Annotated in this window: 13 protein-coding genes and 3 pseudogenes; 11 read left to right on the top strand and 5 right to left on the bottom strand. The window is 52.7% G+C overall.

All coding sequences use genetic code 11. The annotated features are described in order from the left end of the window. The first annotated feature begins 50 nt into the window (after positions 1–50). The 4 genes from FXF75_RS18895 (at position 51) to FXF75_RS18880 (ending at position 6,274) form a co-directional block, all read left to right on the top strand. Positions 51–320: a hypothetical protein gene (locus tag FXF75_RS18895; protein ID WP_163523499.1), complete on the top strand. Its 270-nt coding sequence runs from the start codon at positions 51–53 to the stop codon at positions 318–320. 18 nt (positions 321–338) lie between these two features. Continuing rightward, positions 339–506, top strand: coding sequence for a hypothetical protein (locus tag FXF75_RS18890; RefSeq protein ID WP_163523497.1), 168 nt, complete (start codon positions 339–341; stop codon positions 504–506). A gap of 86 nt (positions 507–592) precedes the next feature. Then, entirely contained in the window at positions 593–4,366 is a 3,774-nt protein-coding gene (locus FXF75_RS18885; protein WP_163523495.1) for a helicase-related protein, read from the top strand. A 96-nt stretch (positions 4,367–4,462) separates the two neighbouring features. Beyond that, positions 4,463–6,274, top strand: coding sequence for a DUF262 domain-containing protein (locus FXF75_RS18880; RefSeq protein ID WP_163523492.1), 1,812 nt, complete (start codon positions 4,463–4,465; stop codon positions 6,272–6,274). Between the two features lie 650 nt (positions 6,275–6,924). On the opposite strand, the gene FXF75_RS22860 is transcribed toward FXF75_RS18880, so the two are convergent. Beyond that, entirely contained in the window at positions 6,925–10,545 is a 3,621-nt protein-coding gene (locus tag FXF75_RS22860; protein ID WP_240334775.1) for an Eco57I restriction-modification methylase domain-containing protein, read from the bottom strand. Positions 10,546–10,763: 218 nt separating this feature from the next. Next, positions 10,764–10,886 carry a hypothetical protein gene (locus FXF75_RS23220; RefSeq protein WP_275897443.1) on the bottom strand — a complete coding sequence of 41 codons (123 nt, stop codon included), beginning with the start codon at positions 10,884–10,886 and terminating at the stop codon, positions 10,764–10,766. A gap of 263 nt (positions 10,887–11,149) precedes the next feature. Here FXF75_RS23220 and FXF75_RS23400 point away from each other — a divergent pair. Beyond that, positions 11,150–12,697, top strand: a pseudogene (locus tag FXF75_RS23400) (LA2681 family HEPN domain-containing protein). A gap of 502 nt (positions 12,698–13,199) precedes the next feature. On the opposite strand, the gene FXF75_RS18860 reads toward FXF75_RS23400, so the two are convergent. Next, positions 13,200–13,457 (bottom strand): ArsR family transcriptional regulator, encoded by a 258-nt coding sequence (locus FXF75_RS18860; RefSeq protein ID WP_163523488.1) that lies wholly within the window; start codon positions 13,455–13,457, stop codon positions 13,200–13,202. Positions 13,458–13,787: 330 nt separating this feature from the next. On the opposite strand from FXF75_RS18860, the gene FXF75_RS18855 reads away from it, so the two are divergent. The 4 genes from FXF75_RS18855 (at position 13,788) to FXF75_RS18840 (ending at position 16,035) form a co-directional block, all read left to right on the top strand. Next, positions 13,788–14,120 (top strand): helix-turn-helix transcriptional regulator, encoded by a 333-nt coding sequence (locus FXF75_RS18855; protein ID WP_163523485.1) that lies wholly within the window; start codon positions 13,788–13,790, stop codon positions 14,118–14,120. Then, on the top strand, positions 14,117–14,509 hold the full coding sequence (locus tag FXF75_RS18850) for a hypothetical protein (protein WP_163523484.1): 393 nt from the start codon (positions 14,117–14,119) through the stop codon (positions 14,507–14,509). Before FXF75_RS18855 ends, FXF75_RS18850 begins: the two co-directional genes overlap by 4 nt. 151 nt (positions 14,510–14,660) lie before the next feature. Next, positions 14,661–15,041: a helix-turn-helix transcriptional regulator gene (locus FXF75_RS18845; RefSeq protein WP_163523482.1), complete on the top strand. Its 381-nt coding sequence runs from the start codon at positions 14,661–14,663 to the stop codon at positions 15,039–15,041. A gap of 94 nt (positions 15,042–15,135) precedes the next feature. Beyond that, complete coding sequence (locus FXF75_RS18840; protein ID WP_163523480.1) at positions 15,136–16,035, top strand: hypothetical protein; 900 nt, start codon at positions 15,136–15,138, stop codon at positions 16,033–16,035. Positions 16,036–16,609: 574 nt separating this feature from the next. Here FXF75_RS18840 and FXF75_RS18835 read toward each other — a convergent pair. Together FXF75_RS18835 and FXF75_RS22850 are read right to left on the bottom strand one after the other, a co-directional pair. After that, a pseudogene (locus FXF75_RS18835) lies at positions 16,610–16,927 on the bottom strand (hypothetical protein); the annotation flags it as partial. Beyond that, positions 16,919–17,125, bottom strand: a pseudogene (locus FXF75_RS22850) (IS1595 family transposase); the annotation flags it as partial. The pseudogenes FXF75_RS18835 and FXF75_RS22850, both read right to left, overlap by 9 nt. A 359-nt stretch (positions 17,126–17,484) precedes the next feature. Between FXF75_RS22850 and FXF75_RS18830 the strand changes: the two are divergent. Further along, on the top strand, positions 17,485–18,360 hold the full coding sequence (locus FXF75_RS18830; RefSeq protein WP_163523478.1) for an ABC transporter ATP-binding protein: 876 nt from the start codon (positions 17,485–17,487) through the stop codon (positions 18,358–18,360). A gap of 1 nt (position 18,361) precedes the next feature. Next, positions 18,362–20,011 carry an ABC transporter permease gene (locus FXF75_RS18825; RefSeq protein WP_205427877.1) on the top strand — a complete coding sequence of 550 codons (1,650 nt, stop codon included), beginning with the start codon at positions 18,362–18,364 and terminating at the stop codon, positions 20,009–20,011. Positions 20,012–20,077: the final 66 nt, after the last annotated feature.

Below are 20,077 nucleotides of genomic sequence, written 5' to 3'. Positions count from 1 at the left end.
TGCGTGCGTATCGCCAAGTTCTCTCCGCGCCCGATGCGGATATCCAAGAGATGGAAGAACTCACAGACGAACTGCCCCTGGACATCGACGTTCTTCTCATCAAGCGCTTCGATGATAACGTTGTTCACGCCGAGGTTCTCATCAAACACGACGATCACCCGGAGTTGGCCACCGACGAGGTAGAGGACTGTCCACACCACGCCGACGGAGATCGGCTTTCGACGCTGGCCAACATGGGTGAGGAGTACGCTGACCTGGAGCAGAACCTGTTGGAGGTCTCGTCGCTGATGTGCGACCTGCCGGAGTTCGAAGACGAGTGAGAGCGCTACGTCGACCGGGTGGCGTTCCAGAGCCTCTCGTGCTACGAGGGACTGCTCGCGTTCACGTTCGAGATTCGGATGGCCGAGGTAATCGTACAGACGTATCAGGATTTCGAACACGAACTGGGTGGAAAGGTCGGGATTCCGATTGAGCCGTCGGCAGAGGAACTTATCAGACCAAACTAGGGAATAGTCTTATACGAATCCCCCGTGTTTGAGTAATGTCTTAAGAGAAACGTTTATTCCGTCATCACAACGGTTGTTCAACATTAATGCTTCATCTCGAACCACTCGTCGACAATACAGAAACGAATCTCGCTGACACCTATCGAAAAGTTATCCGAGAGAGTGAGGAGGCTCGGATTGCAACAGGGTATTTCTACGTCTCCGGTTTCGATTTGGTTAAAGACGATCTTGATCTGTTGGCCGACCCCGAGGAACTTGGACGGTCGCCGGTACGAATTCTGATGGGGCGTAGCACGGATCGTCACACTGCTGACGAAGTCGAAGAGGGACTCAGTCTTCGCGAGCAACTTGAAGACCAGATTAAGGAAGACATTGAGGAACTCAACAACGCTCAGGTAGAACGCTTAGACCGATTACGCGATTTCATCGCTAACGGTCTTATCGAAATACGGGTTCGAAATCCGGAATCAGGTTATTTCCACGCAAAAGGCGCAAGTTTCCGTTCTCCACCAGAATCGCCGGAGATACGAGAGGGCGAGAATGACCAACGTGGTGGTGCAGTCGTAGTTGGGTCCTCAAACTTCTCTAAAACAGGCCATACGAAGAACATTGAGTTGAATCTCACGAGCCAAGAACCGCAAGATATCGGGGCATTCGACGATTGGTTCGATAACCAATGGGCGAACGCCGACGAATTCAACGAAGACCTCCTTGATATTATCGAGTCACACGATAAGTATCAGGATTGGAAAGGGAAGCAGGGAGGCTCGGACGACGAACTCGGTCAGTATCTTGAACCGTTCGAGTTGTACAAGCTTCTCGCCTACGATGCGCTCAACGGGAACGTCGGGACACGCGACAGTCCGCTCTTCTACTTCCAAAAACTCGGGTACGAAAGCGCAAAAGAGAAGCTCGCACAGTATAACGGATGTATTATCTCCGACTCGGTCGGGCTTGGGAAGTCATTCATTGGTAGTGAACTTCTCTACGACTATCGGCAGCGGGCGAAAAACTGCCTCTTGATTGTTCCTGCGAACCTCGTTGACCAGTGGGCTGATTTACTCCAAGATGCGACGAACGAAGACGGGGATCCGCACTTTGGACTCGAAGTTGATGGTACACACCTCGACGTAATGAGCATCAGTAAGTTCCAGAACCTCAGTTACGACGACGTTCAGGAACTGCGAGACACGTTCGATGTTATTCTCGTCGACGAGGCCCACCGATTCCGGAACTTTGGCAAATGGCGGCCCCAGCCGGACGACGAAGACGACTACAAGGGAACGCGCCGACACGCGAATCTCCGGCAACTCCGCGGTAAGACGATGATTATGCTGACCGCGACGCCGATTAATAACAGTGCGACCGACCTGAAGAACTTGATTAGCCTCTTCACAGGTGAGAATCAGCTCCGGAACAACGCGAGTCTCAACTTCGGCGCGTTCGACGATTACATCGAACTCGCCGAGGAACGGAAGCGGGTCATTGCTCACAAGGAGGAGGTTTCTGAAGAGGAACGAGAACGGCTCACTGACCAACTCACTCGAAAGTCGGAGGTAATTAGTGACATCCTCAACGAGGTAATGGTACTCCGAACACGAAAGCACGTCAAGGAGCAACTGCAAGACGACGAGGAGCTCGAAATGAGCTTCAGTCCGCCGACTCTCCACAAAGAGGAGTACTCCTTGCCTCTCGCGTACCAACCCGTCTATCGCGTTCTCCCGGACGTAATGGATGCACTCCATCTTCCGCACATTACAGTCAAAAACCCTCAGGCCGGTGGAACGCTGAAGGCGCTTTACAAGCTTAATCTCCTGAAACGGCTCGAATCGTCGACGTACGCGTTCGTCCAGTCAATTCAGACCCTACACCAGAGCGAAGTCACGCTTCTGAACTTCCTCGAAGATCTCCCAGAAGATGAAGAAATCGACGTACTTCGACAGTACAACGAGGAGGACTCGTCATCGCTCGACGACTTCGTGGAAGGGGAAGACGCAGAGGAACTCGCGCAGACTCTCGAAGAGTTCGGCTTCGACTCGACCATGGTTCGGGCCGATCAAGAGGAGTCCGACCAGAACGAGCTCGCTGACGCGACCGTCGGTGAGGTCCGGACTTACATTCGAGAGGACCTCACCCTCTTGGCACATTTCCTCACGAAGTTCATCGGTGACGTTGCTCGGCATTCTGGACCGGTAAACGACGCCGCAGTCAAACTCCGTACGTGGCTCGAAGACAATCGCGTCGACCGAGTCCCGGACGTACCTGAGGAGGAACAGAACCCCGACCTGTACCCGCATGCGGACTTGGACGACGTTCGAGACGCAACTGACGAGTTCTACGCCGAGGTCTTCGCGCTCCACGAGTTCCGGGACCCGAAAGTCGATCAAGTCGGCGATGTCCTCCAGAGCCACAACAAAAAGGTCCTCATCTTCACGCAGTATCGGGCCACCGCCGACTACGTCTACGAGACACTCGTAGACGACCCTGATTCGCCGATGACGCGGGCGAATAGCGCTGTCGTGAAAGGCGGTGACGACAACAAGCAGGCCGTCATCGAACGGTTCGCGCCAGAGGCTTCGGGGTATCAGCGGACCCTTGAAGAAACCGGTGAGAGTGAACTACAGTACGTTGTCGCGACGGATACCCTCAGTGAAGGGGTGAACCTGCAGGACGTTCACGTCGTCGTCAACTACGACCTCCCGTGGAACCCAATGCGTATCGTCCAGCGGGTCGGTCGGGTCGACCGTATCGGGAGTACGGCCGAAAAGCACGTCCACAACTTCTACCCCGACGGTGACATCGAAGCTGCAATTAAACTGCTCAAGCGTCTACAGGCGAAAATCAACGACATCGCGCTCATCGTCGGGAAGGAGAACAACATCCTCGATCCGAACGAAGACCAGATTCTGGAGCGTGCGGGCGTCGAAACGGAGAAGACCATCGGCGAGTTGGAGGTCGAAGAGATCGAGGCGTCGCTCGAACAGTCGCGGGCCGTCGACGACTACAACGAACTCGACGACACGAGCAAGAACCCGCTCCTTCGAAACGCCGGGAGCAACGAAGAGCAAGCCTTCGAGCGATTCCTCCTGAAGGAAGACCTAAACGACGAGTATGGTCTTGACGAAGAGGACTTCGAGTTCGCAGAGGACTTCTTCGAGGAATCACCCCCGGAACGCGAGTTCCTCTACACGAACGTCACGGACGGAAGCGGCCCCCGACCGGGCGTGTTCGCCCTCGCTCACATGTGGTTCGAAGACGACGATGACGCGCCACTCGGACGAGTCCGGCGTGGGTTCTACTACAAGCCGTTCAGCGACGACGTGAAGGAGCGCGGCGTTCGGACGCTGAAGATCGAACCGGACGCTGAAGGTGAGCCGATGTCCGGCGACTTGACGCGCGTGCTGGAAAGTCGAGAAGCGATTTCGGAGTTGGTCGATCAACGACTCGAAAACGTTCGGTCGAGTCAGGTGGAAGGAACCTTCGAACAAGGGAAGGAATACTCGAAGGAGCAAGAGACGCTGATTAGCTATCTCCAGCACTTGCAGGGTTCTGCATCGGAGGGGGAGGTCTCACAGTCGAACGAGTTCGATACGGTCGGGGAATGGGCGTCTGAGTTGGAGTCACGACTTCGAGACGTGAAGTTAGAGAACACCGACGAGGACAGGATTCTCCGCGAGACGTTCCGGCATCACGACGAGTACGACGCTATCGGTTCGTGGCCCGTCGAAGAGCTACTGAGCGAATTGGAAATCTTCCTTGACGATAACATTGCAGGGTCGACGGAGTACCAAGAGACACTGGTTCGTGAAAGTGAGATTCACGCCGAGTTGATGTGCTGGGGGGTTGTAGCAGGACAATAAACTCTAACTATCAATTTGACCTTGCGTCTGGTGTTTTCATACCAATTGTCTGTAGCTGTCGTAAGATATATCGGGATATCGTTTGACAGCAGAATTATGAAGACCCGCACCGAAACACTTGCATCTCTATATCAGGATGGACTCTTTGATATCCCCTCCTATCAACGGAGTTATTCGTGGGAAAAATCACAATTAGATGACCTTATAGACGATCTCCGATATCTCCCAGAGGACTCAACTCACTTTTTCGGTAATATCATCCTTGACGAGCAGGACGAACAATATAGAACAGATAAGGGCAGACGATTCGATAAATACGATGTCGTGGATGGTCAGCAACGCCTAACGACTGCGCTTATCCTTCTCCATGTTGCTACAAAGTTTGATGATGTTGTTGATGAAACCGTATCTGAAGATAGCCTGATTTACCCTGTTGAGGAACGTCCTCGACTGTTGCCACAGGACCAAGACGAGGAGTTCTTCCGAGATAGTTTGTTCGGGGATTCCAATCTTGAGACTAAGACTCCTTCGCAGGACCGCCTCGAATTCGCATATCAGTACTTCGAGTCCCGATTTGAAGACCCACCATCGGATGTCTCGGTTCGAGAGATATCAGAACGGTTGCGCTACGACTGTAAAATCAACGTCGTCGAACTAGATGGTGAATCCGAAGCTGCATCCATTTTCGAGAGCTTGAATGACCGGGGGAAGCCTCTGTCCTCACTTGACAAGACGAAGAGCTTCTTGATGTATATGGACAATCGATCAAGCAATCAAGGCGCTCTCGAAGCCAAAATCAAACAGCGGTTTGGAAGTATCTACGGCGAATTGTTCGTCTTGTCGAACGGCCACAACAGAGTCAGCGATTTTGATGAAGACAGCTTCCAGCGGTTCCATTGGGGAATTTACGATGGATATGATTCAGATGAATACTACAACAGCCTCGACACTCTAAAAGCGCGTCTACGGAACGCCTATCGGCAGGGTGACTACGGAAAAGTACAGTCTGAAATCGACAAGTATACACAAGACCTCCGAGAAGCGTCTTCAGCATTCGCGGCACTGTTCCGACCTTTACAGCGACCCGAACCTGTTCAATCCCCCTTGAAACATCTTCTCGAACTTGGTAGAGTTGCCAACGTACTTCCGGTCCTAATAGCGGCCCAAATGGAGTTCGGTGATGACGACCCGGATAAGATGGTAGACATCATTGAGGCGTGTGAAACACTCGTGTTCCGAGTGTATGCGGTAGATGGACGCCGTTCGGATACTGGACGCGGTAAACTCGTTCGTCTTGCTCACAACATCCATACGGACGAAGAACACGGATTTAACGACACGATCGGCCGTCTTCACTCAATCACCAGAGATTACTCCGACGATGAACGGTTCATTCGGGAACTTCGTGACCCCGAATTCTATGATTCCGTCACAAGTCAGGACATTCGGTATTTCCTGTATCACTACGGCCAGAATTTGGAGGCAGCTGTCGGTGAACATGTAGAACACAAACTTCCACAAATTCTTTCATCAGATTTTGAGGTCGAGCATATTCTCGCTCGCAAACTCGAAGAAGAGGACATCCCCAAGGACTTGCGAGAAGAGTTCGTCGATTACGTCCACCGGCTTGGAAACCTAACTATTGCTAGTGACTATTGGAACAAGACCTACGGGAACCTTCCCTTCAAAGAGAAAAAGACCGCTGGAGAAGAGAAAGAGAAAGCCTACGAATCGTCCAGTCTTCGAGTTCAACGCGCGCTATCTGATTACAACAAGTTCGGGAAAGAAGAGATCGAAAAAAGAGAGCAGGATATTATCGATTTCGCATTAGAAGAGTGGAATGTCAAAGAACCTGAAATAAGTGGCCTGGAAAAGGTAGCTAAGAATGCCGGTGAGACGTCGTGGTAGTTGTCGTCCCTCCTACTGGAAACCGATATCACGACATTGACAGGGAGGGAGAGGATGTTGAGACAGACTGTGGACTAGCTATTGATGCTAAGTCGGCCTGTTTCATGGGGCCGGAGAGACAAGCAAAGCACAACGGATTCAAAAAATGTGCGAAGTGTTCTGAACCTGATGGAACACCGAGCGTCTTCTAAATTCCACAAGAGGACATAGAATGTTGAACTTGTAGCGCATTTGTTCTGGGGTCAGGGTAGTCGAATACTACCGACCAAGACGTCCCATGATGGCAAACTAAGACGTTCACGGAGGTAGGGAAGTAATTGGCGAACTGTACCCCGACACAAGTTCAAGTCTCGATCCTATTCTTGGCGAAATTGGCGTTAAGGAGGTCTCGGAGAAGAGGGAGTACTGGGAGTGTTTCAGGGTGGCAGGCCAACGGTGAGACCCGAGTGAAAGTCCTCGTCTTCTCTGTGGACACAGACGAAGCAGCGAACGCCGACGACCCCAACTCTGTCTTAGTCCACTACGACTAGACATCCGGCCTGAACGTGCCACCAGAAATTGGGGACCAACTCATCATCCAGGCCCGACAAGACGGTGTTCTCGGCGGCTCTCGGTGAAGAATCGCTAAGCGAGTAATTTCGGCTTGCTACTTATTCCATCGGCCCTTCTATGTCCAAGTAGTCGTACTTCTCGAACACCATGTCGAAGTAGTCCTCGTCCATCAGTCGCGGATTCTCGACGCGGTGGAAGTCGTCGAGGATGAACTTGACCTCCTGAGCATCAAGCCCGTAGGCATGGAACGCCGCGGCGTCGATCTCGGCCTGAAGCTCACGGCGTTCCTGCCCGGTAGTGGCAGGTTCGATACCGCCGAGTCGTTCGCGCATCTCCTCGAAGTCCTCACCGTAGCAGTTCAGGCGAGCGGCGCGCTCGGAGATATAATGGAACCAGTCGTCACCTTCGGTGAGACGGGGAAGTTGTGATTCCAGCATCTCCCGTTTTATAATATGCGTCTCGACCTTCGTCCGCATCAGGAAGTCAAATGCAATGCTGTTCAGAAGACCAGTAGCAACGAACAGCTCTTTGTCTGTGAATCGGCGCACGTAAGGCGAACATAGAGGTGACTCAGAGAGGTGCGATTCCTCCGGGTTAATCTCGAATGGTTTGAGCGTATTAATCGTATGGAGGCAAACGACATCTTTGGGTAGGACAGTCGCAATGATTGTCCGTTCGTCGCGAGAACGAGACACGTCTCGAATACCAATTCGGTACTCCGAACAGTCAAGCAGAACGTCTTGCTCTTCGAGACCATGTCCGCGATAATCCTCAAGAAGGTCATCTACAAACTGAACCTGTGATTTGCTCGTCTCTTCGCCTCCAAAGGCGTCGTAAATGGCCCGCTTGAGATTTCCACGATTGAATTTCTTTTCGCGGACACGGTACTTAGCACTGTTCTCTGGATCGTATAGGTCTCGACTCCAGTACTTTGGATCGTCAAGTTCCTCGGTGTGAGTATTGTCGTACTCGAATTGGTGGAAATTCTTTCCACCGTAGACCGGATAATCCGCGTCATCTGGCGATGTTAAAAGTCGGTCCTTGTCAGTCGACTCTACGAACTCCTTCGTCAGGATATCGACTGACCATGCATTCTCGATATCTTCACCGAGAGAGGGTTGCTCCACGACTTTTTTAAGAACATCTACCTCCCGCTGTGATGTGATATTCGGGAAGATACCACCCTCAGGGGAGTAGCTTACAAGCACACTTCGAGGAGTTTCAGTTGCGATTTCCTCTATGTCATAAAGAACACCCGTATCCCGTTGATTGAAGACGCTTCGCAAATGCTTTGTCTTACCACCGTACTCACATGTAAGGACCGCAAATCGGTATTGAGGATGAATTTGATTAAAGATACCTTTGTTTTCGAATCCAATCAGACTCTGTACGTCCGCATTGTCAAGTAGGTGTGAACGGAGGTCTTTCCCCATTACGCCCCCAAATATGGTTCCAGGAAGAAGGAGACTGACTTTAACACCGGGATTAGAGAGTTTGTAAATCCTCTCAAGGAAAAGCGCTGAAAGTTCGTTCTTGGTGGGCATCGTCCTGCCTCCAACGACCGGCGACTGGAGATTGTAAGTATTCCCTTTCGTGAAGTAGTCTGCTCGCGTCTCAATTGACTCCTGATACTCCTCCCACTCCTTTTTGACGGTGTCATCTTCCAGCAAGAACTCCATTACCACGTCCTTTCTATCGGAGGAATAAGATTGGAATTGTTCGTCATATCTGACGAAGAAGTCGTCTCGATTTGCATACAGCATATCCCAAGGTGGGTTTCCGATGATAACGTCGAATCCACCATCCCGGTAAACCGGAGCAAACTCAAGTACCCAATGGAAAGGCGAATAGTCTTGGACCCTCTCCAAGTCCACACCTTCAATTCCTGCCTCTTGAAATTCCTCTACGATTTTTTCGTCCAGCTTCCGGCTATGCTGGTCGATTTTTGATTCTGCAATTTGTCTGGCGTTCTGAGCCTCGGAAGAGGAATCTGAACGACGATGACGCTCTTGTGCCTGAATCACGTCGTCATAAAGTTCCTTTACTCCTGTTCCCGCGCCAGCCCCAAAGTTCGACAGCGAATGATCACCTTGCTCTTCACGAGCGATCTCTTTGACCTCAGTAAACCCGATAAGACTGTTGCCTTGTCGAATATTAAAGTCGATATTTGGAAGCTTCTCGACCTCGTCAGGGTCGTCCTCGATATCCGCGACCATCGACAGCCAGAGTCGGAGCTTGCAGATTTCCACTGCGCCGTCGTCGATGTCCACGCCGTAGAGGTTGTTCAGGATAATCTCACGTTTGGCGTACAGTGAAGCGTTCCCCTGCCGCCCCTCAATGGTTTCGAGTTCCTCCTTGATTCGGTCGGTCAGCTCCCACGGCTGGCTGTCTTCCTGTTCCTGGAAGTACTCGATGCACTGCATGTACACGTCCAGTAGGACTTCCTGAGCGGCGAGGAGGAATGCACCGCTACCGACTGCAGGGTCAAGGACGCGAGTCTCTTTCAGCACGTCGAAGTACAGCGTCTCGACGTGGTCCTGCGTCACTCGCTCCGTGGGGGCTTGAGTTGTAATCGTCCCTCCGTCGGCGGCCACCGTCGTATCGCCACCAGCGTCGGCTGGCTTGAATCCGAAGACTTCGTCCAGTTCCTCGTACTCGGCACCCACCTTCTCGTTGAGTTGGTCGAGAAGGTAGGGATGGATTGTCCGGCGAGCCATGAAGCCCGTAATCTCCTCTGGAGTGTAGTACGCCCCCATCTCCTTCTGGTTGACCGTCTGCTCGAAGATGTGACCGAGGACCGCCGGGGAGAGGTTCTTCGGGTCCACAATGTCGAGGCGTTCGTCGACGTTCCAATTCCAATCTGAGAGGAAGTCCAGAATCTCGTCGAAGCAAGCGTTCGTCTCTTCGGCGGTCTCGCCGAGTTTGGCGTCTTCGAACTCTTCCTCAATGGGATTCTTCGAGAAGAGTCCCCCATTGAGATGTGGGACTCGGCCGTACTTGTTGTCGAGTCGGCCCTCTGCGAGTGCGTCGAAGAAGAGATCGTGGTAGAAGCTGTCGTAGACGTCGCCCTCCTCGGCGTACTCGTCGTGTTTCTTCCGGAGGTAGTCCTTGTCGTGGTCGAGCAGGTGCTTCTCCTGAATGAAGTAGAGGAAGATCATCCGGTCGAGTACGACCTGCACGTAACGGCGCTTAGCGTCCCCGCGGTCGTCGGGAATACCCGCAACCTTCTGAACAAGGTCGGTGCGGAGGTCTTCGAACTGCCGGTAGAACTCCTTGACGACCTTCTTCGTATCGTAGATATCCTCATAGATAGTCGCCGGGTTACCGTATTCGATGCTGTTCAGTTTCTCTAATACGGTCCGTTTCTCGCCCGATTCGCGAGTGAATTGGTCTTTCGAGAAGGAGAATTTCTGGTATTTGATTCGGCCGTGTTCTTGGTCCCACGTTCGGACCCGAGTGATGAAGGTGAAATCCTCGAAATCGTTCGTAGCGACGAAGTTCGTGTGCTGAGTCATGCTCTCGGGCTTGAAGTCCTGAGCGTGCTCACCAGGCCCAGCTTCCACGAGCTTGATGAACTCGTCATCTGAGAGTTGCAGAACGATTTCGTTCGAATCGCCGAGGTCGGGTTGTCGCTTCAGCCCGCGTTTTTCGAGTGATTCGGCAATATCAGAGAGCGAGTCCCAGTTGGCGATGTCGATGGCCTCGATCTGGGTGGACATACCCACGGGTTTGTATCATAGTTTAAGAATCTATCCCTATTGAGATAGTGTAGAACGTATGTTCACGACGACGTGGCGAGTCTATCTTTAACTACACTATTTTCGAATATCCAAAAGTACCTCTGCAAGTCCTTTGGGGTCCGATTTCCCAAGGAGGACCTATTCGACATCCATAGGAAGAGCACCGAAGCGCGACGGTTCAGTATCACGTTGCTTCGTCAGGGCATGGGGCGTGCCGGATTAAGGAGCGTGACTCGCTCAGTCCTGGGCTGGTCGAAGACATCGCTGATGACGTTGAGACCGAGGTCCACGAGCGGAACGTCCAGCGGTTGTCTACCCACCAGCGGATTCTGCTCGACATCGTTCGGGAGTCAGGGGAGATCGCGGCGGGCGCATTGCATGACGAGTATGAGAAGCGTGTGGGGAATCCGAAGTCGAAGCCGACCCGGCGGCGGTATTTGCAGTCGTTGGCGCGGTATGAACTGATTGAGAAGGTCGGACAAACGCGAGGGGCGTACTACGAGTATTTAGAACCGTAGCATTTTGGGAATTTTGTAGACCAACACTACCAAACTATTATAACAGTGAGTTGGTAATTACCTGCATGGCTAGTGGTTTTAACCGACAGAGATACTATGAGAATCTCCTCCTCGAATTGTATCAGAATTTAGAATCAAAGCCTTCGATAGTCTATGATTTTTTGTCCCTCATAGATGACTTAGATGTTTTCATAACTGGCAACGCAATCAATTACCTAGGTATATTGCATGATGCGTCCGATATATTGGATCGGGAAGAGGGATTTCAGAAAATCACTAATCTTGGTACTAACCTCCAGAATCGGGATCTTTCGCCAGAAGAGGAAGCAAGGTTAGAATACACCCTTGGTAATGCTCAAACCGGATTACTACGTATTCACGGAGGGTTAACAAGTTGGGACTGGGAAAAACCTGAGATGGAGGTCATCATTCGTCGGTTTAGAAGGGCATTGGATTCAAAGGGAATTCAAAAACTGACTAGTGAAGAAATCCAAAAATCGTATACAAACTTGGGAAACGTTCTCTCAAACATCGGCAGATGGATTGAAGCATTCTGGAATTGGAGGAAGGCAATCGAGATTGACCCGCCCTTTCTTCGTGCTCTGGGACAAATAGGTATGTCGCTACTGTCCTATGCACGACACGTACCGAATCCTGCAGAACGTGTCGTTCTCTTTCAAACCGCTCATGACTATCTACGTCAAGCTCTCTTAGATGGCCAACTTCATCAAGACATGAGAGAACGATTTCAGCAGAATTTGAAATGGCTTCAATCTAACGTCAGCTCAAAAATTCTGCAACTTGATATTGACTTGTCGGATATTTCATTAGGCAGTTCAAAAGAGCAAAAGTACCGGGAATGGTGTCTTGAAAATGTACTTTTCCTTAATCCGCTAAACGATGTCACCACTGAGTCAAGGGCAGCTAAGGATTCAATTCACCTTCCCAAGGTAAGCCAGTCAGATAGCGAGAAACTGATATCTTGTACTGGTTTCCTTAATCAAATCAAGCAAGAATACGTCTCTGCTCGCCATCAGCTCTGGAGAGGTATTTCAGCCTCTCCAGACCATTATAGCGATAAGGCTGTTACTCGCAGGAACACCTTTGATTACTCCCGACACTCTATGGGGGTAGAACTTATCAAGTCCGGATTTAGAGCCTCATATTCAATATTCGACAAGATTGCAAAGTTCATATCCCATTATTTTGGACTCAACTATATTAAAGAACATAAGCTATATTTCAGCAATGTCTGGTACAAATCCGGGGGCAAAAACCAACTCGCTCCAGAATTCCAAAACAAGAAAAATTGGCCGCTTAGAGGATTATTCTGGCTAAGCAAGGACTTAGAATTCAATAGCTAACTGACAGTAACTGAATCCCTTGAACCTGGGGCAGAGGAACTACGAAAACTGAGGAACGAATTGGAACATGGTCACGTAAGAGTGCTGGCTGATTTTTCTGAAAGTTCGGAGTTCTCCAATAGGTCCAATGAACTCTCACACGACCTATATCTGAGTGGACTTGAAACAAAATCTCTTGAAATCATGCAGAAATCAAGAGCTGCAATAATGTATTTGATTCTGGGAATTCACCGCGAAGAGACTCAATGATAGCCTAAAATCCTCTCGGGCACAGTCGGCCTAAGGGCTAGCGGAGTAGTTACTTAATCACATTCCTAAAATTGATGCGAGCTTGGACGAGTGTGGCGCTGTCGGAAATACATCTGATTTTGAAATCACTATAGGTTCTAATCCGGATACAGAGCTGGTATTTATTCATTCGTTCACTTTCGTTCATCACTTCTACACAGTTTCACGGCCACCTCAGAACCTCTACCGCCAATATCAGGGTTTATTCGTTCACGTTCGCCATACGCCCTTTTAGTCCGAATGTCTCGTGGCAAGTATGCCAACGAAACATGGCCCGGACGCGGAGAGATTCGGAGGGAATCAAACTTGGGAGTCACCGAAGACAAGCCTTCCTATTGGGTCGCGGCCGCGCTACACCAGCGAGGCCATCCAAGTCACGAAGTCGACGGTCGCGGCGACGAAGCCGACCAGAAACAGCAGGAGGAATCGAGTCCAGCGATGGACTGACGGACCGACCATCGCGCTACTCCTTGTCGTTTTCTAGTTCTTCTGCGTCGAGGTCGCCAGCGAGATATGCGCGACCTTTTGTAGTTAATTTGTATAATGCTCGCTCTTCGTTTTCGTACGTGATGAGATTCTCATCTTTGAGTTCGCGCAGACGCTGATTTACCGTTGAGAGTGTATACGGAAGATTCGCCTCAATAACACCCGGGGTAGCAACCAACTCTTCATTGCCCTCGTTAAGGAGAAATTCGAGGATTGCATCGTCCGCACGAGTCATCCAATCAACGTGCGGCCGTCTCATTCGTGCTATCGGGAATGAGTATAAGCCATTTAACGCCGCTGATAGGCAATTCTAGTGCATAAAACGGCCCATTCTGGTGCATAGTACTATGCATTAGAAATAAGTATCCCCTGTTGCAATTCAGAAAACAACGACTGTTCGATAGGCCATCTGGTCATAGAAAAGACCCGTGGGGCATCACGGGCCTGTCGTGCGGTCGTTCGGAGAAACGAACCGCATGTTCGCCTTTACCCAGACGGGACTTGAATGTCCCGCACGAGGAGCGGATAGTCTATCAATCGCCCACATGATGGGAGGTGCCCAGCGATGAGCGCGGACTCTTCTCAGTCGGTCGGAGACCTCCGAGCGTTCGAGCGTGACCTCCTGTATGCGGTCCGCGCGCTCGAACGGGATAGCGAGAATCCACCGAAGGGTCTTGCGATCAAGGCGTATCTCGATGAACGGAACGGCGATGAAATCAATCATTCTCGTCTGTACCAGAATCTGGACCGGTTAGCCGAGCACGGCCTGCTAGAGAAGGCCGAGAAGGATGGCCGCACCAACGAATACGCCACCACCGACACTGCCGAGCAACTGCTCGTCCAGCACGCCAAGCGCCGCGCCAACGCAGTCGGCCTGAATAGAGGTGACTCGAGGTGACGCAAGCCATCGAGGAGTTCGGGCCGGACCTCGCTGAAGCGATTCCTGAGACGTTCGACGTGTGCGGTGACTGTGGCACACCCACGATTCAACTGTCGTCGCATACGTGCCCGGATTCGGATACCGTAGACGAGCCGACGCGAGAGGACCTCAACGCGCGTATCGACAACGATTCCTACCCGGCACAAGAGACGGTTCTCGTCATCGAGACGACGGGTCAGCGGTCGTACGCCTACCACGAAACCAACGAGAACGACAACCCGCTCTGTCCGGTCAACCATGACGGACTCAAGGAACTCGCCCGGACGGAAGCCCAACGACAGCGGTATGCGCCCTGCCAGTTCTGCCACCGTATCCGTGACGCCAACCAGGAGGTGACCGGCCAATGAGTACGTGTTGGGCACTCAAAGACGGGGAGTGTCCCGCTTGCGAGACACCGATTCGCGCCATCGCCGCCAATAGCCCCACCGAGTGTATGGTCCAGCCGTGTGGCTGTACCATCCCCAAGGGTACCACTCCCAGTTCCGGAGGTGTGGGTCGATGATCGACCAGACCGTAGCCGACTTGACGAGCTATAAACGCGATCTCTTGCTCGCTGTCTACCGGGCGAACCAAGCCAACGAGACACCTGTCGGCGCGGACGTCAAGCGGGAACTGGAAGCGCTCGGCCAGACCAACACCGCGGGCGGGCAGTTCTATCCCCGCCTCAATGAGCTAGTCGAGCGAGACCTCGTTACCAAGAGCGACCATCCGGACGACGCCCGCGGGTTCACCTGCGACCTCACTGACGAGGGCAAAACCGTACTCACGCAGTTGTTTGTGCGGAACGCCGTCTCGCTCGACATCGACGTGACCGAGTTAGACCTACCAGCGGAGCCGCCGCGGCCCGGATTACGTCTACACGGGCGACCCCGCGGGTAGCCCAGACACCCTCCGTTCGTCCCTTTCGCGCCCACGCACGCCTAGCAGACGGTATCGCCAGCCAACCACCCCTGCCGACAACCCCAGAGAAGCCATGACAACCGACACTCCCACCGAACAAGGACTCCCCGAACAGCTCGCCGAATACATCACACAGCGAATCCAGCAAGCGACCGCCGACCTCCGAGAGCAGATTACCAATCTCGAACGCGAAGTTGAGAATCTCCGCGATGAACTCGCCGAGGAACGCGATGCGCGCCGCGAGGCCGAAGCCCGACTCGCCGACCTCCAAGACACAGTCGAAGGCGAACACGACGCGCGCTTGAGCGCCCTCGAAGCAAAAGCGAACGGGACGCGGTCGATGATTGCGGAACTCCAATCTCGCGAACTCGAAAAGGGCGCACACCTCCAGTATGAGAACGTGGAAGCCAACATCATGGACGAACTGCTCGACGTGGATGGTGACCGCGTCGAACGTATCACCAAAGACGACGGCAACCACTACGCCCGGCTTCCCGGCGAAGAAGACGCACTCGAACGCGGCGGCCACGTCACGCATTCGACGGCCGATCTCCTCCCGATTCAACGTCTCGCTCGCTATGATGACGAAATGCTCGCCAATGTCACGAACCGCAAGCCCGACGAACTCGCCGCAAAAGCATGGCGGGAACGTGACAACCCCGGCCGCTACCAACTCTGGACGTCTGGCAGTAACGGGTGGCGCGTCTACCTGAAGTCCTCCGACCTTGCTGATTGGATTCGTGCTCACGAGGAGGGCGTCTCGAAAAACTACGCGCAGGAACTCGCGCGGCGGACGCTCGACGCCATGCGTGAACTGAGCAAACATCGACTCATCACCACCCAGAAAGAACGCACCGCAGACGGCCTCACCTACAAAGAGAACGTCGTAGTCCTGAAAGACGACGTGGACCTACCGGGCGAACCGTCGCTCGGTGACTCGGACGCTCCGGCCACAGACGAGGTGGCCGGATAACGGGGTGGCCGGACCCAAACACACCCCGAGAGGGACACCTCTCTCCCACGAACGCCCGTAATCGGCCGTGGTCTGGAGCCGTCACGACGTGTAGACACCCCCAAGGGTGGGTCCTCGTGGCGGTGACACCCTATGGCTACCTGTCGGTCTCTCAATTCCAGCGGTGTCCAGCGGTAGACACGGACAGGATGCACTGGAGGAGGGACCGCCAACAGCGTTTGTGGCCGGAGAACGTACACGAAGAGGATTACACTGGTGTATGCATGGTTTTCCGGGTCGGCATAGCCGCCGTTCCGAACACCAACATCGCCATTCCGAAGTTCGAACTCAAGTGCTTCGTACTGGGCGCACTTCCGGACTCTACTCGTCGTCTCGAATCTTGCAAGTGGCGTCGTCATTGTGGTCGTGAGGCACCGAGAAGTCGAGTGCCCCGAACCCGTCAGGGGTAGAAAAACGAACCGACCGGTTCTATCTAATCTATTGAAGCGGCTTATCAGTTGTTGCAAATACGATTTCTTTATTCAGTCTGCGACGTGTTTTTTCGTGCCGATTCCTCCGTCTCGCATGAGTTCTCTCACCCGGTGACCTTCGTCTTTTCCTCTGGGTTCTGACACTGTTTCGACCGGGGTTCAACCGGCGTCACTCGTAGCTCTCCGAAGCCGTACTTCGAGTGACTGCCGAGCCGGAGGATGCCGCTCTTCGCGGTCTCCACCGGGCGGTCGCCCTCGTAGGCGACCACCTGCCCGTGGTCCACCGTCTGGAGCGTGTACACTTCGCGTTGCTCCAGCACCTTCTCCTCGCGTTCACGGAAATCGCGGCGGTCCTCCTTCCATCACCACGGAACGTCTTGGTCGTGAGCGTTCGGGTACTCCGACTCCAGCACGAACGGCGTGCCGTAGGTGAAAACCGGCTCAAAATCGCAGTCACGGTGCCAGATTCGGTCGACTGTTTCCCAACGTCACAATGCTCTGATAGTCGCAGCGTGGACAGAACGTATTTTCCCAAAATTGCTTGAGTCGCCACTCGATGACCGCACCGAGCGGTTTCGTATTACTTCGATGACATCCAGATTAATCAGTTGCCAAAACATCCCGTCGAACGTTGCCTGAGCAGAAGATAAATCGTCAAACCAGCGCTGGCTTATTGAAACTATACATTCTCCCGCATCTTCATACAAAACCCCATATTCTTAACCATCAATAAATCTTGAATGGTGGGACTGTTAGCTATAATGATTAGAGTGTGGGTTTGGGCCTCTGTTTCTTTACATTCTATTGGATTAAATATTCGTTTTGGTTATTCTTTAGTTTGAGTTATGACCGTTAGGCCAAATATAATATTAATCCTATAACTCCAAATCTAGTGGCTTTTGAATGGTATTTTTATATATTCTCTTACACCAAATTCATGCTCAAAAAATATTTGTACGTGGTACTGATACAATCCGCCATGAAGTTACGTACTGAAGAACTTGGGAAAAAGTACGCAGAGGACACATGGGGTATCCGTGACGTCTCCCTCGAACTAAACGAGGGGATTCACGGATTACTAGGACCAAACGGTGCCGGAAAATCGACCCTCATGAATATCCTTACGACGGTTATGAAACCAACAACCGGCACTGCCTATTGGGAAGGCACGGACATAGTCGCATCGCCTAATGCTGTTCGGTCTATTCTCGGTTATCTACCTCAAGATTTCGGCGTGTATCCCGACCTAACACTCGAAGAGTTCCTTGAATATATGGCCGCACTGCGCGGCCTCGATAACGAGACTGCAAGCGCACGCATCGACGAGATGATTACACTCACAAATCTGAGTGACGTCCGAAACCGAAAGCTCAAGACGTTCTCTGGAGGGATGCGCCAACGCGTGGGTATTGCGCAAGCGTTGCTCAACGACCCGGACCTTCTCATTGCTGACGAACCGACGGTCGGATTAGACCCCGAAGAGCGAGTTCGGTTGCGAAGTGCTTTATCTAATACCGCTGCCGACCGTGTTGTCATTCTTTCAACACACATTGTTCCAGACGTGGAAGCAACCGCGAACAAAATCGCCATCCTCGATGATGGCCAACTACTGACCCATGCGAACGTCGAGGAACTCATTGGCCGAGTCGCTGGAGAGGTTTACGAGTGTCTCGTTCCACGAGACGAATTATCTACGCTTCGCAACCAGTACCAGATATGCAGTACTGTCCAGCGTTCGGACGGCGTCAAAGTCAGACTAATCGCAGTGACGCCACCGACAGATGACGCGACTCAGGTCTCCCCGACCCTCGAAGATGCATATCTCAAGACAATCGATCAACAGGACGGTGTCTGAGATGCATCGACTCTACAACATCGCACGGGCAGATTTTCTGCAACGAGTCCGGTCGCGCCGCCTGTTGGTTGTTCTTGCGATTATCGCGTATATCGGGTTTCTCGTCAACGTCGGACAAATCGAACTGGCCTATCAAGTCACCGACGGGAGTACCACGACGAATTATCACGGGGTGAACACAGCGGCATTCATCGGATTGAAGGCCGGATTGACTGGGTCGGCAGTCGTCCTATTTGGCGGGTTCTATCTGATGAAGAATACGCTTGAACGTGACCGGCTATACGACGTTGACCAGTTAGTTGCCAGCACTCCGGTTTCAGAGAGGACATACCTCGCTGGAAAGTGGCTCAGCAACGTTGCTCTCGGCGTGGTGATTCTCCTCACGCTCGGATTTGCAACCATCGCCAATCACGCAATTCACGGCGTTGGACCGACGAATCCACTCCCACTGTTAGCACCGCTATTCGCGTTCGCGCTTCCAGTCTGTGCCCTCGTTGGTGCTGTCGCTCTCTTTTTCGAGACGGTAGATCGGTTGAGCGGCACACTCGGCAATATCTTGTATGTGATACTCGCGACGTTCTCGCTCGCTGCATTAGCTGCGACACAGAATTCGATGCCCGGGGCGATTCCACTCCAAGCGAGGGCGGGTGACATCATGGGACATATAGCAATATACGATCTGACGGTTGACGCGTTACTCACTGAAGCCCCGAACTACGGCGGTGGGGTGCCATCGATTGGAACACTCGATGGTGACAAGACGTTCCGCTACGCTGGGGGTAGTTGGCCACTCTGGATTTATGCACAACGCATCGGCCTGTTCGTGCCTGCTATCACCATCGTGCTCGCCACGACGGTGTTGTTTGACCGAACGCCGTCACACGAATCATCGGACGGATCCGGATGGCTTGCGCGACTCGTCGCAGTCGTGCCAGGAGTCGGCCAAGAAGATGCTCCTATCGAAGATGACACCGAACCCCCGTCAATTGATTCGATGTCGCTCACATCTGTGACTGATCGTGACGCTGGTGGTTTTGGGCGACTCGTCGCTGCGGAGGTTCGACTTGCGCTTAGAGGGCAACCTTGGTGGTGGTACGTTGGTGCAGTCGCTCTTGCTGGGAGTCCAATTCTTATGCTTACGACTGGTGGGTCAACAGATGCGGCGGTCGCGCCTGCTCGCCAAATTGTCCTCCCACTTGCGTTCGTGTGGCCGATATTCATCTGGTCGGGCATGGGCGTGCGGACGGTGAAGCATCGAATGACGAACTTGGTGCTGTCGTCAAAATATGCGAATAGACAGCTCATAGCAGAGTGGCTTGCGGGTGTCGCCGTCGCCGCGAGTATCAGTGGTGGTCTGTTCGTATTGTTTGTCGGCGCCGGTCAACTAGAACTACTTGTCGGGTATGCGGGCGGGGTCTTGTTTGCTCCGTCACTAGCCATTGCGACGGGAATCTGGAGTCGGTCTACGTGGTTGTTCGAAATCGTGTACCTAATGATTTGGTACGTCGGACCGCTCAACAGTGCTGTGCCACTCGATTTCATCGGCTCGACAACAGGGAGTATTGAAGCAGGCGTCCCACTCGCGTTCGTTGGCGTGAGCCTCGTCTTGTTCGGTGCCGCAGTGCTCCGTCGTCGAGCAGAAGTCCAATAACCGAGTGCTCGCTCACCAGTGGTTTGCCTTCTCGTTTGAGCAGTCGATAGCAATTGTCTCGCTGGT

Origin of the sequence: Halorussus sp. MSC15.2, assembly GCF_010747475.1 — an archaeon.
GTDB lineage: Archaea > Halobacteriota > Halobacteria > Halobacteriales > Haladaptataceae > Halorussus.
This window is presented reverse-complemented; position numbering and strand designations above follow the sequence as displayed.